Origin of the sequence: Gaetbulibacter sp. PBL-D1, assembly GCF_050509525.1 — a bacterium.
GTDB lineage: Bacteria > Bacteroidota > Bacteroidia > Flavobacteriales > Flavobacteriaceae > Gaetbulibacter_B > Gaetbulibacter_B jejuensis.
Map to the genome: position 1 here is coordinate 220,498 of NZ_JBNWKB010000004.1, position 13,530 is coordinate 234,027.

Annotated in this window: 12 protein-coding genes, 1 tRNA gene and 1 pseudogene; 1 reads left to right on the top strand and 13 read right to left on the bottom strand. The window is 31.0% G+C overall.

The window, feature by feature from the left end; genetic code table 11:
• Window positions 1-10: 10 nt before the first annotated feature.
• The 3 genes from ACQ0RB_RS05245 to ACQ0RB_RS05255 are packed head-to-tail and all read right to left on the bottom strand — an operon-like array spanning window position 11 to window position 3,792.
• Entirely contained in the window at window positions 11-1,144 is a 1,134-nt protein-coding gene (locus tag ACQ0RB_RS05245) for a tetratricopeptide repeat protein (protein ID WP_430496992.1), read from the bottom strand.
• Window positions 1,137-3,428 carry an energy transducer TonB gene (locus ACQ0RB_RS05250; RefSeq protein WP_430496994.1) on the bottom strand — a complete coding sequence of 764 codons (2,292 nt, stop codon included), beginning with the start codon at window positions 3,426-3,428 and terminating at the stop codon, window positions 1,137-1,139. The genes ACQ0RB_RS05245 and ACQ0RB_RS05250 overlap by 8 nt, the downstream gene beginning before the upstream one ends.
• A 4-nt stretch (window positions 3,429-3,432) precedes the next feature.
• Window positions 3,433-3,792: a BlaI/MecI/CopY family transcriptional regulator gene (locus ACQ0RB_RS05255; RefSeq protein WP_129759487.1), complete on the bottom strand. Its 360-nt coding sequence runs from the start codon at window positions 3,790-3,792 to the stop codon at window positions 3,433-3,435.
• Window positions 3,793-3,936: 144 nt separating this feature from the next.
• On the opposite strand from ACQ0RB_RS05255, the gene ACQ0RB_RS05260 reads away from it, so the two are divergent.
• Complete coding sequence (locus tag ACQ0RB_RS05260) at window positions 3,937-4,434, top strand: DUF456 domain-containing protein (RefSeq protein ID WP_129759488.1); 498 nt, start codon at window positions 3,937-3,939, stop codon at window positions 4,432-4,434.
• A gap of 236 nt (window positions 4,435-4,670) precedes the next feature.
• On the opposite strand, the gene ACQ0RB_RS05265 is transcribed toward ACQ0RB_RS05260, so the two are convergent.
• From ACQ0RB_RS05265 to ACQ0RB_RS05310, 10 genes and pseudogenes are all read right to left on the bottom strand, one after another.
• Window positions 4,671-5,339 (bottom strand): response regulator, encoded by a 669-nt coding sequence (locus tag ACQ0RB_RS05265; RefSeq protein ID WP_129759489.1) that lies wholly within the window; start codon window positions 5,337-5,339, stop codon window positions 4,671-4,673.
• Window positions 5,340-5,345: 6 nt separating this feature from the next.
• Window positions 5,346-7,328 carry a tetratricopeptide repeat-containing sensor histidine kinase gene (locus tag ACQ0RB_RS05270; protein ID WP_430496998.1) on the bottom strand — a complete coding sequence of 661 codons (1,983 nt, stop codon included), beginning with the start codon at window positions 7,326-7,328 and terminating at the stop codon, window positions 5,346-5,348.
• A 203-nt stretch (window positions 7,329-7,531) separates the two neighbouring features.
• A complete protein-coding gene (locus tag ACQ0RB_RS05275; RefSeq protein WP_161566725.1) occupies window positions 7,532-7,705 on the bottom strand; it encodes a hypothetical protein in 174 nt (57 codons plus the stop codon).
• Between the two features lie 321 nt (window positions 7,706-8,026).
• Window positions 8,027-9,037 (bottom strand): LacI family DNA-binding transcriptional regulator, encoded by a 1,011-nt coding sequence (locus ACQ0RB_RS05280; RefSeq protein ID WP_430497000.1) that lies wholly within the window; start codon window positions 9,035-9,037, stop codon window positions 8,027-8,029.
• Between the two features lie 129 nt (window positions 9,038-9,166).
• Entirely contained in the window at window positions 9,167-10,213 is a 1,047-nt protein-coding gene (locus ACQ0RB_RS05285; RefSeq protein ID WP_430497002.1) for an aldose epimerase family protein, read from the bottom strand.
• Between the two features lie 219 nt (window positions 10,214-10,432).
• Window positions 10,433-10,506: transfer RNA gene (locus tag ACQ0RB_RS05290), tRNA-Asp, on the bottom strand.
• Window positions 10,507-10,587: 81 nt separating this feature from the next.
• On the bottom strand, window positions 10,588-11,517 hold the full coding sequence (locus tag ACQ0RB_RS05295) for a DUF58 domain-containing protein (RefSeq protein WP_430497004.1): 930 nt from the start codon (window positions 11,515-11,517) through the stop codon (window positions 10,588-10,590).
• A 6-nt stretch (window positions 11,518-11,523) separates the two neighbouring features.
• Window positions 11,524-12,066, bottom strand: a complete 543-nt coding sequence (locus tag ACQ0RB_RS05300) for a ClpP family protease (RefSeq protein WP_131506155.1) — start codon at window positions 12,064-12,066, stop codon at window positions 11,524-11,526.
• A gap of 79 nt (window positions 12,067-12,145) precedes the next feature.
• Window positions 12,146-12,463 carry a thioredoxin gene (trxA, locus tag ACQ0RB_RS05305; RefSeq protein ID WP_103050957.1) on the bottom strand — a complete coding sequence of 106 codons (318 nt, stop codon included), beginning with the start codon at window positions 12,461-12,463 and terminating at the stop codon, window positions 12,146-12,148.
• Between the two features lie 263 nt (window positions 12,464-12,726).
• A pseudogene (locus ACQ0RB_RS05310) lies at window positions 12,727-13,530 on the bottom strand (DNA polymerase III subunit alpha); the annotation flags it as partial.

Genomic DNA, 13,530 nt, shown 5'->3' on the forward strand with positions numbered 1-13,530 from the left:
TTTTTGGTATTTAATCTTCATTCATAAACTTTTCTTCTTTGAGCTCTTGTAAACGCATATTGGCTAGCTTTACATAAAAACTCTCAGGATATTGGGTTTTAAAATCTTCGTAGAGTTTAATTTTAGCATCAGTATCAGCATAATATTTGTCTTTTGAAACAACCATATAAAATGCTGAGTTGATATTGTCTGGATTTTCTTTTAAAGCAGTTTGAAAGCTTGCAATGGCTTCTTTATACTTTTGTTGACGGTTGTAGATTGTACCCAATTTTTGATATTCATAATCCAATGGCACATCTTTTAACTTTAAGCATTGTACAATGTACTTTTCGGCATTTTCATAATCGTTTAAACGCTCATAATATGTTCCTATAAGAAACAATCCATTAGAATCGTAAGGATTAAAGTTTAATGCGCGTTTTCGTTGCTCAATGGCTTCTTTATATTCTGAAAGTTCAGCATGAATAACACTTAATTTTACATGAATAAACTCTGATGATTCTCCAAGCTGCACTAACTTGTGAAACCAGATTTTTGAGTTTTTGTAATCGTCTTTGTTATAATAGTTTTGCGCTTTTAAGCTAATAAGACTTACATTGTTCTCATAGCTTTCCAAGCCTTTGTTTATAAAATATTCTGCTTGTTCATAAGCACGTTTTTTCACATAGGATCGTGCAATTTTATAAATGGCTTTTTGATGGGTTTGATCCAAATCATAAGCAGAACGAAACCTATTCATTGCAGTTGAATCGTTTAAAGCTTCGAGTGCTAAACCTAATTCATAATGGTAATTTGGATTTTTGTAATCTATATACACCAACTCATTAAATTGAGTTGAAGCTTCTTTAAACTTCTTAGTTTTTGAAAGTAATTTGGCGTATTCGTATTTTACAAGTGCATCATCAGGATTTGCCTCCAAACTTTTTTGGTAATACTCTAAACCAGCGTCATAATTTCCTATTGCAATGTAGGCTTTTGCAATTTTATCAAACATCTCCTCAGTTTTACTCAGCGTTTTGTATTGCTCAATAGCTTTACTATAGTTCCCGTTTAAGTACAAACTATCAGCATACTGTAAAACCGAAGTTTGAGCTTCGGTTTTTAATGCTATTAATACTATTAGGATTAAAAGTATTTTATTCATTGACTTGAAATAGTATTGGTAAGCTATAGGCAACTTTTACAACTTTTCCGTTTTGCTTTCCAGGAATAAATGTTGGCAATGTTTTTATAGCACGTATTGCTTCTTCTTCCAATGCAGGATGCGATGCTCTAGCTTTTACCTCTTTTACAGTACCATCTTTATCTATTTTAAAAATGACATTGATACGCTGTTGTCCTTTAAGTCCCTTTTCCTTTGCAACATTTATGTTGAAGTTTTCATTGACATGCTTAGCGACATTATTACTTATGCATTTTTTCTTTTCATCTTGTGTTGCTAAATTTTCACAAGATGCTAACATAGGAATCTCATCAACCACTGCAAATGGCACTTCATCTGCATTCTTAAATTGCTCTTTTAACTCTTTGATATACTCTTTTTGGTCTTGAGTACTATTTACTTCATTTTGATTATCATTATCTGACACTTGAAATAAAATTGGCAAACTATAAGGCACTACTACAGTTTTTCCTTTTTGCTTTCCTGGTATAAACCTTGGCAATGTTTTTATAACACGCTTTGCTTCTTCTTCTAAAGCTGGGTGTGGTGCTCTTGCAGCAACATCTTTTACAGTACCATCTTTATCTATTTTAAAAATAACATTAATACGCTGTCTTCCTGTAAGTCCTTTTTCCTTTGCAATATTTGTGTTGAAATTTTTATTGACATGCTCAGCAATATTGTCGCTCATGCACTTTTTCTTCTCCTCTCGAGTTGATAAAGTTTCACAAAAGGTAAATGTAGGTGCTTCATCAATAACTGCAAATGGCACTTCAATGGTTTCTTCAATATGCTCAACTATAACCTCATCGCTTTCATTACTTGAGTTTGGTGCTTTTTTGCCATCAATATCATTTACTTGCATTTTTAATATTATGTTTTTTGTAACAATCATTAACGTATTGAAGTAGTCGTCATTTTCAATCATTTTCATTTTTTGATCATAACGTTGTTGCTCAGCAGCTGTCATATTTTTAAAGTCATCAACTACCAATCGTAAAATGCCATCTTTGGTGTTACTTTCCCAGCTTAACTTAGCCTCATCAGTCTTCTTATACTCTAAATAATCTTCATAAGTTTTATGTTTAGGAAACCCTTTTTCTCTTCTCTCAAGATCTTCTTGAGTTAAACTTCCGTCTTTTTGCTTTCTCTCAATTTCCTTATCTGCTAAAAATTTATAAAATGCTCCAAACTTTGCATACTCTATTCTCGTAAGAATATATTTATCGGTTTTAGGCATATACTCTTTATATACTTCATCAAAAATATTACTTGAAGCCGTTAGCTCTTTTAATTCCTCATAATACTTTTGAAGCAATTCATCATCAGTCATATCTTTCGTAGACGTATCTTCATGAGTGGTTTTAGTTGTTGACTTTGGGTCTTGTGAATATGACGATGTATACATAAGCATTCCAAATACCATTGGCAGTAATAATGTATACTTGAATAAATGGATTTGTTTTGATTTTGATTTACTTAACATGACTATTCGTTTTTTGATTAATGCTTGTTTAAAAAATGGGTTTATGAAAGAAATGTTTTTGGTCTCGAAAACCTGAGCCAATAAGTTTTCATAGTATTCCTTTTTATCGTGATGCTGTAGTGCTTTATAATCTGCAATGAACTCGTGCAACTCAACTATTCTAGATTGATACATGTACACCAATGGGTTAAACCAAAACGCAATCCTCAGCGCTTCAAAAAACAACAAATCGATAGTATGCTTTTCCTGAACATGAACAAGCTCGTGCTGTAGAATCGTTTTTTGCTCTTTTGACTGTATTTTTTCGCCTAAAAACACATAATTAAAAAACGAAAATGCCGCGTTACTATTCAATAAATTAACGATTAGCAAATTGCCTTTCCAACGCTTTGGGTTTTTGTAAAATAGAACTAGAAGTTTAATCAATTTAACCATAAACAGTATAGCTGCAATACACATTCCTACATATAGCAGCATACTCCAAGACCAAGTAAAAACGGGTTCAACCGTTTGTTGCGGTTGAGCAATAAAAACATCAATTACAGATTGTTTTTCTTCGACCTTACCTATAATAATTTCAGGCAATTGAATAACAAACTGCTCTGGAACGATAGCTTTTATACTTTTAAATTTAATGAATGGTAATACCACTGAAAGTATCGCAGTCGATAACAAGTAAAACCTGTTCCAATTAAAAAAAGTTTCCTTTTTTAAAAACACATCGTAGATGAGCAAAAAGAATAATTGAAACGCTATAGTTTGTAATACATAATGTAACATAATACTATTCTTTTTTATTGATTTCTTTTAGTACAGCTTCCAAGTCTTTTAGGTTAATGTCATTTTTCTTCACAAAAAAAGACACCATGCTTTTAAAAGAGCCTTGAAAATAATTATCCACCAATGTATTTATGGTCTGGTTACTATAATCTTGCTTTTTAACCACTGGAAAATACACATGACCTTTACCTTGTTTTTCATAATCAACAAAGCCCTTACTTTCCAAAATTCTCACAATAGTTGATACAGTATTGTAAGCTGGTTTGGGCTCTGGTAACTCATCTATAATATGTTTTACATTGGCCTTTTTAAGTTGCCATAAAACTTGCATGATTTCTTCTTCTGCCTTGGTAAGTTGCTTCATGATGCTTATTTTTAATTTAAAACTCTGAACAAAAGAGCTTAACAAATATAACTAAATTTTTAGTTTAAACTAATTTTTTAGTTACAAATGTAACAAATGACTATTTTCATCGTCACATAATTGTATAAACTCTAAATAGATTTAATGGATATATTTTTATTGATAATTAGTGGCTTATTAATGCTTCTTGGAATACTTGGTAGCTTTTTACCTGTTTTACCAGGTCCATTAACCAGTTGGGTTGGGCTTTTAGTTTTACATCTTACTGATGCACTACCAATGAACTGGACATTTTTAATCATAACATTAATTGTAGCTATTGCCATTTGGTTGTTAGACTATGTAATTCCAGCTATGGGAACCAAACGCTTTGGAGGCAGTAAAGCAGGAATGATAGGTACAACTATTGGTCTTATAATAGGCTTAATATTTTTAGGACCTTTTGGAATAATTATAGGTCCGTTTTTTGGTGCTCTAATAGGTGAGCTTATTAATAAAAGTGAATTTGATAAAGCTGTGAAAGCTGCTTTTGGATCTTTTTTAGGGTTTCTTGCTTCAACGTTTATGAAGTTTATTGTAGCAATGATTTTTACCGGATTCTTTATTTATAAAGTAATAAAATATTCTGACGGTTTTGTATAAATGAAAAAACCCAATAACCTAGTGGGTTATTGGGTAATTCTTTATTTGCTATTAATTCAACAAATTACTTAGAGGGATTAATTAATTTCGTTGACTATTACAAATGTATATAAGTAGAAGGTTTTAAATGTGCGGAAAAACCGCAAACTTGATGCGGAAAAACCGTACTTTCTAGCAATAACCTAGTGTTGCATCAGATTGAAAAAGCTAAAAAAAATGAAGATTTAATATAAATTTTACAAAAAGCCTTTTTTTCTGGCTTCTTCTAACAAAGTTTCGTCTTTACCATCTTCAACAGAAAATAAAAGTTTCATCTGCTTTTTACGTTTTTCAATAGCACTCATTGATAAGTCTATGTACTCTTTTAGACTTCTTGTTTTTATGCCTTGAGATAATAAGTGAAGTATTTTTCTATTAATGTCGTCAATATAAATATCACTAGTAATAGACTTCTTTAAATAGTTGTTTACTGTACTACTGTAGTATGGAGGGTTGGATAGAATATGCTGAAATGCTTCAGCTAATTCCATTGATGTTAAATCGCTTTTTATTAAAAACCCATCAGGACTTACCTCTTTAATAATATTATGAATCCTGTACGACTCATTAAACATTGTTAAAATAATAATTTTTGCATTAGGTAATATGTCTCGAGCAATTTTTGCTAAATCTTCTCCTGATGTTATTGAACCATCTGAAGAACTGGGTAAACTAATGTCGAAAAAACAGACATCATAAGGTTTTTCTTTAGATGCTTTTTGAAGTAACTCGTTAGCTGTATCACAATTATTAGCTGTATCTATAACCAGTACCTGATCATCGTTTTTTGTAGCCATCAAAGTATTTTGATAACCTTCAATAATTATTGGATGATCATCTACCATTAAGATATTTATGTGTTGCATGATAATTTAACTTTTATAAGGAATGTCAATTAATACCGAAGTTCCTTTATTTATTTCTGAGTAAAACTTAACTGAGCCTTCTAGCTCGTTTACTCTAGAATTGATATTTTTAAGACCAATTCCTTTCTTACTCTTATTGATTTCAAACCCTTTTCCGTCATCAATAATCGCTAATAAAATTACGTTATTTTTTAATTCAATACTAATTTTTACCTCATTAGCTTCGGCATGTTTATAAATATTTTGAAGTGTTTCTTGTATTATTCTGTAAATATTAATTTTGGTTTTATTAGGCACGAATTCCCAGTTAATATCATCAGTATATTTAAAATCGTATTGCAATTGATACGCTTTGGTTTGCTTCTCAATTAATTCAGAAATAATATCCATAAACCCTGACCCTGAAACAAAATCGGTATTTAAATCGTGTGATACTTTTCTTATATCTTCTTCAATAGTTTTTAATTCGCTTATATAATTTGCTCTACTTTTTATGGCATCTTTACCTTCACTAAAATTTAAACTATCTAAACTCAACCTTGTTCCAAATAAACGACCTAAAATACCGTCGTGCAATTCTTCAGAAATACGTTTCTTTTCACTAGCTCTAGCTTCATCAACTTTATCTTGCTGCGATAACATAAGGTTGTAAATTTCCTCATTGGCTTGTTGCTGGTCTTGTTTAAACTTTAACTCTTTGTTTCTTGCTCTTTGGGTAATGATAATATAAATTAAAAGCGCAGTAAACAACAAACCTATTGACAGTATTGTAAGCCACAAACGCTCTCTAGAAATACGCTTATTTTCCTCTTCTAGTTTATCTGTTTCAAATTCAATTCTTGCAAATTTATTTCTGTTTTTTCGCTCGTTCAACAATAAGCTATCGCTTAGCTTTATGTATTGATTTAGATATGCTTTACCTTGCTCACCTTCATTAATTTTTGACAGTAGTTGCATAGATTCTAACCATATTTGATTAGAGTTTGTTTCTCCACCAATATCGTAAGCTTGTTTAGCATATACTAATGATGAATCTTTGTTTTTTTGTCCATAATAAAACTTAGCCAAATCAATACTAACAGCTAGTTTGGTGATTGGATCCTCGAGACTATCACTAATTTTATATGCAGTTTTCAGCATCTGCTCAATATTATCAATGTCGCTATGTTTTGCTTCATACTTAGTAAACGCTAAGTTTTCTAAAACCAAAGGGTAAAAGGTAGGATCTTCTTCATTATAGACTTCTTTATTTTCTAATACTGTATTATAGAGCTCTAACGCTTTAGTATGATTACCTAACTTTCTATAAACAAATGCCATATTATTTAGTGACAGCATTTGATCAATAAAGCCAAACTCCATTTTCTTACCAATATCGTAAGCCATATTATGATACTCTAATGAAGCATTATAGAGTTCTAATTTTAAATTTATTACGCCCAATAAATTATATAGTATCCATTTTGTGCTTAAATAATTTTCAGTTTCAGGGAGTCTTTCTAAAATTTTAATAGCTTTAATTGAATTAGCTTCAGCACCAATATAATCTCTTTCAGTATCTTGAATATCTGCTAAGTTTACTAATGTTGTAACCTGTCTATCTAACTCTCCTATTTCGTCAAAAGTTTTAGCTGCTTTTGAATAATAATAGTAAGCGCTATCATTTTGAACCATATTGAAATGATGATACCAACCCAAGTTAAGACTGGCAATACCAATAACCAATGAGTCATTAATTTTCTTAGCCAGCTTTAAGTTGTTATGATTGAGTTTTCTATACTTCTCATATTCACCTCTATTCAAATATACACTCGACAAAGTCCTGTTTGAGTTGATTAAAACCGAATCTATTTTAGTTTTTGAAGATAATTCTACAGCGCTAAGTGCAAAATTTAAACGTTCTTCTAATGAGAATTCAGCATCAGAAGATAAACTTCTTAACTTTTGGATACTATCAAGCCCTTTAACACTCTTTTCGTTTTGAGACAAAACAGCTTTGGTATTAAAAAAGAGAAAAATTAAAAGAGAGAGGTAACGCAACAATGTATTTGGATTATTATGGTTAATCCAAATTTAGAATAATTTATTTAATGTGTTTGACTTATTTTTAATTATAAAGCTAGTTTACAGAAAACAACAAAAGCCCTTATCTAAAAAAGATAAGAGCTGTATATTTTAAGAAGAAGTATTTTTTATCCGTTAGTAGGAACTAAAACCTTCTTTTTGTTGTGCACCAATAAGTCGTATTTAGTTTCTGATTTTTTGGTAGAGTTATTCTCTTCATTATTAAAAGAATCACTGCTTTGTCCTGAAACAGTTAATAATAATACAGCTAATAATAAGAAAGTAATTTTAAGGGTCTTCATGTCTATTAATTTTAGGGTTTTACAATATTTAATTTTAGTTAATTACAAATTTTAGGGCATAACCTAATGCCATTGGAGGGAAGAATGGATTATTAACTATAAAGCGTAAACCGCTAAGACTGTATATTTTTTTGAGGGAAATGTAAAATACTAATACAGAGTATTCTACTAAAACGGATTAAATATTACCTTAATAAGTATTTGGGGCTTAAGAAGGGCCTCAAATGTAATTCAAATATAATTATTAAAATTAAAAAATCGGATGAAACGCATAAAAATATCGATGAAATGCATATTTTTATACATTATAGAGGACATAATTTATCTTTTTTTGGTAGAATTACGTTCTATAATATTAGTTTTCACAACTTTGTGTACAGGTTGCTCTGGTAGCTTTCCTTGAATTCTATCTAAAAGTATTTCAACAGATGTTCTACCTATATTTTCAGCATGCTGGCTTACGACAGTTAAAGAAGGGATTGAATGCTCTGCCATTAATCCATTTGTAAAACCAATAACTGATATATCATTAGGAACATCATAACCATTAAGTCTAGCTACATTAATCGCTAAAATAGCTGAGTATTCATCAGCAGCTAGAATTGCATCAACTTTTTGATTATTTAAAATTTTAGTAAGCTCTTTTTCTATTTGATTATAATGTTCAACCTTTAAAACTAAGGGCACTAAACTCAAATCTTCAATAGCCTTTACATAGCCTTCTTCTCTAGACTCGCCAACACTTATATTAGAAATAGGATTTATGAAGATGATATTTTTTGAATCTAATTCATGAAGAAATTGAGTAGCTTCATATGCTCCTTCAAAATCATCGACAGTTACTTTATCACAACTAATGTCCTTTGCAACCCTATCAAACATTACCATTGGTAAATTATACTTTTCACTCTTTAAAAAATGGGTGTGATTTTTTGTTTTTTGGGTTTCTTCAGCAACTGATAAAATAATTCCATCTACACTACCATTAATAAAAGTGTCTATACTCTCACTCTCTTTTTGTTGTAATTCATTAGATAGGCATATTATTATTTTATAGCCTCTTTTAGTAGCTTCAATCTCAATACCATAAAGCACCTTACTAAAAAACTCAAGCAAAATTGCAGGTATAATTACACCTATTGTTTTTGTTGATTTTGACTTTAAACTTTGAGCTATATTATTTGGGACATATCCATAAGACTCAGCCAATTCTTTAATTTTAGCTCTAGTCTCAATACTAATTTCAGGGTTATCATTGAGTGCTTTAGAAACCGTAGATATTGAAACATTTAAAATTCTTGCTAAATCTTTAAGCGTAATTTTTGAGCCCATGTGTTAAATTTAATAAATCTTTTTGTTCAAAAACAGTTTTTGTAGCACTTAATCTTAAAAGAAAAGCTAATTCTTTGTTTAAAAATTAAAAATACCAAATTTTTGTTCTTTCGTATTATTAAAGAATAATTATTTAGTCGAAAACTTAAATACAGTTTCCGAACTAAAAACCTCATCAGGATTTAAAATAACCGTAGGAAAATGACTTTGATTAGGTGAATCAGGAAAATGCTGTGTCTCAAAACAAAATCCAGTTCTTGGCTTAAAATCCCCTTCTAGAAAATTAGCAGTATAAAACTGCAATCCAGGTTGATCAGAAAAAACCTCCATAAATCTCCCACTTTCACCTTCATATGCTGAAGCTACAAATCTTAAGCCTTCATTTTGATTATTAACAACCCAATTATGATCATAACCTCCTCCCCTTTTTAATTGCTCTTCGTTTAAATTAATTTCACTACCAATTGGTTTTGGTTTCCTAAAATCAAAAGGAGTATTAAGGACACTTTCATAATCACCCGTTGGAATTAAATTTTCATCAACAGACAAAAAAGAATCTGCATTTATAACTACTTCATGGTTTAAAATTGAAGTATTATAATCTCCTGATAAATTAAAATAAGAATGCTGAGTTAAATTCAATATTGTAGGCTTATCAGTAGTTGATGTATAAGCAACCTTTAGCTCATTATTATTCGTTAACGTGTAATCAATAGTGGTCATTAAATTCCCAGGAAAACCTTCTTCCATATCCACACTTAAATAAGTCAGTTTTAAAGTAACACTATCACTAAATTTTTCAACATTAGCACTCCATACTACTTTATTAAAACCTACTTCCCCACCATGTAAATGGTTTTCACCATTATTAACTACCAAACTATACTTTTTATCACCAATAGAAAATTTTCCATTTGCTATTCTATTACTATACCTACCAATTATAGCACCTAGATAAAACGTATCACTAATATACTTCTCTAACGTATTAAATCCCAAAACTATGTTTTGCTGCTTTCCTTCTTTATCTATCATTCGCAAAGCAGAAATAATTCCACCATAGGTAAGTATATCAACTTCTAATCCACTAGTATTTTTAAGGATATATTTCTCTATAGAATCTCCATTTGGTGTTCTACCAAATTCAATTTTATCTATGCTGAGTATTTTATTCAAAGAAGTTCCGTTTTGTATTTCAAAAATAACTTACAAAGTGTCTTAAAACAAAAAAGCATCCCAATTTTCTGTAAAGAAAAAAGGAAAGCTTTCCATCGGTTTAATACTCAACTAAATTGGGTATCTCTACCATTGACAGACTCTAACATCTGTCAAACAACACAACTAAATCTTATTGCCAAAAAAAGCTCCAACTTCTTGGAGCTTTAGCAATATTTGCGGTCTGGACGGGACTCGAACCCGCGACCCCCTGCGTGACAGGCAGGTATTCTAACCAACTGAACTACCAAACCGTTGCTTTATTGCGGTTGCAAATATACGCTCCATTTTTTATATCACAAATATTTTTTGTGAAATTTTTAAAAAATTTTCAATTAAGCAAACCTATGTCGCTCTATCATGTACGTTGTTAGGATTTTATCAAAATCCTTATTTATGTCTGCTTCAACATATTTTATCTGATATTGTCCGCATTTCAATCGAATATCATTAAAATATTTTTTTACTGAAGTTTCATAATCGTCTTTTATCGAATCAGGATATAAGTTGATATATTCTCCTGTTTCTACATCTATAAATCGCTTAGGCGTGTTGTCAAAATCAAACTTAAGCTCCTTTTTCCCATCAAATATATGAAACAACACAACTTCATGTTTGTTATGTTTTAAATGTCTTAAAGCTTCAAACAGTTTAACCTCATCTGTAGAAGTTTGAAACATATCAGTAAAAAAGAAAATCAAAGATCGTCTATGAATCTTTTCTGCTATTAGATGCAAATACGTATAGGTTTCTGTTTGTTTATTTAAAGGTCTAGAGTTGACCATATCACTCAACTGATGCAATAACATTTGATGGTGACGTTCACTTCCTTTTTCTGGAGCATAATAATCATATGCATCACTATAAATGCTTAACCCTACTGCATCTCGTTGCTTTTTTAGAATATGCATTAAAGATGCTGATGCTAGTGCAGAAAATGCAATTTTGTTAAGACTATTTATGGAAAATGAAGACAGTTTAGGAAAATGCATAGAGCTACTATTATCAACAATTAAATGACACCTTAAATTGGTTTCCTCGTCGTAGCGCTTTGTAAAAAGCTTATCTGTTTTCGCATACAACTTCCAATCAATATGCTTAGTACTTTCTCCTTGGTTGTAAATTTTATGTTCAGCAAATTCAGCAGAAAACCCATGAAACGGACTCTTATGCATACCTGCAATAAATCCTTCAACTACTTGCTTTGCGAGTAGCTCTAGATTTTTAAATCCTCCTGTTTTATTAAGTTCCTGTTGAAGATCCATCAACTACTAAATTATTCCATCTACAATTCCATAAGCAACAGACTCTTCTGCTCCCATCCAATGATCTCTATTAAAGTCTTTCATTACCTTATCAAAATCCTGCCCGCAGTTATCAGCCAAAATTTGAGCACTAAGCTCTTTTGTCTTCAAAATTTCTTGAGCTGTAATTTCAATATCACTAGCTTGACCTCTAGCTCCACCACTAGGTTGATGAATCATTACTCTTGCATGTGGTTGAATAAAACGCTTCCCTTTTGTTCCTACAGATAACAATATAGAACCCATAGACGCTGCTAAACCTGTACAAATAGTAGACACATCGCTATTTAAAGATTTTATACAATCGTATATCGAAAAACCAGAAGTCACATAACCTCCTGGACTATTTATGTATAATTGAATGTCTTTAGTTTCTAATGCATCCAAATACATTAATCTATCAATAACATGTTTTGCCGACTTATCATCAACTTGACCCCAAAGAAACACTTTACGGTCTTCTAATAATTTATTATCTATTAAATCTTGGGTTTTTATTACTTTGCTCATGTGTATATTAATTTTCATCTAAAATAAAAAAAGGTTTGCCGTTAAAGCAAACCTTTTATCTTTTCTTTTAGAAAGTATCTTATAAAAGCGAATCAATCGCTTCAGTATATGCGCTTTTTTGAGCTACACCTACTTGACGTCCTACTACTTCTCCATTTTGAAATACTAAAACAGTTGGTATATTACGAACTCCATATTTTGCAGCAAACTCTTGGTTAGCATCAACATCTACTTTACCTACAACAGCTTTACCTTCATACTCATTGCTAATTTCATCAATGATTGGTCCAACCATTCTACATGGTCCACACCAAGCAGCCCAAAAATCTACCATTACTGGTTTATCACTTTTTAATACAGTTTCTTCAAACGTTGCATCTGTTATTTCTAATGCCATAATCTTTTATTTAAATGTGTTTTACTTCAATTTTATATGCAATATTAGTCAAAAATTTTGCCAAAACTTACAGCATAACAATTTGTTTTGTTTATATACGCATTGTTTCAGGTTATTAGCTACTTTTTCTTAGGCGCATAAACCATGCTTTATTCATGTATTTCTATTTCTTCGGAATTCGCGAATATAAATATTAACCACTCGCTCTCTTTGAGGAGCTCAAACACACCGTTCAATCCTTTGCGTAAATACTACTATCACTATCAATTCAATTTATAGAATACATCATTGCTTTCTAGTTTATCTAATAAATCTTGCGATATTTTTATTTTCTGTTTTCGACTTGGCATCGTTAATTTTATCTGCTCATCATTATCATACACCACAAAATTAAGCATTTGATCTCCAGGATGCGTGTGAAATAAGTCTTTTAAAATAGCTATACGTTGTTCCTGCAAGTCATTTATATGCAACTGAATAGACAGTTTTTTAGCATAAGCATCCATAACATCATGCAGTAACTGAAAATTATTAAACTGTATTCTAGGTTCGCCTTTAATACCTGTAGTCTTATTGACCCAACCTTCGCGAATAAATATCTTTACAAACACAAATGAATTCTTGACCAAGAAATGCCTAAACTTTAAATATTCTTCACCAAATATTCTAAACTCAAAACTATCGTCATAATCTTCAACCGTAAAAGCTGCCCAACCTTTTCCTTGCTTGCTCACACGATGTTGAACATCTGTCACCACACCTCCAAAAGATAGCTCCCTGTTTATATAAGGTTCTAAATCTCTAAGCAATGATAAATTAGCATTACAAAACGTTTTCATTTCAACTTTAAAGTCGTCTAAAGGATGCCCTGAAATATAAATACCAACAACTTCTTTCTCTCTTGCCAATTTTTCCATGGTTCCCCATTCTTCACAAGGTGGCACTTGTGGTTCAGCAATTTGCACATCACTTGCTTCTCCAAACAAACTCACTTGTGCAGAATTTTCATTTTCTTGATGCTTTGCACCATATTTTATGGCTTTTTCTAAAAAGGTAATACCATCTCC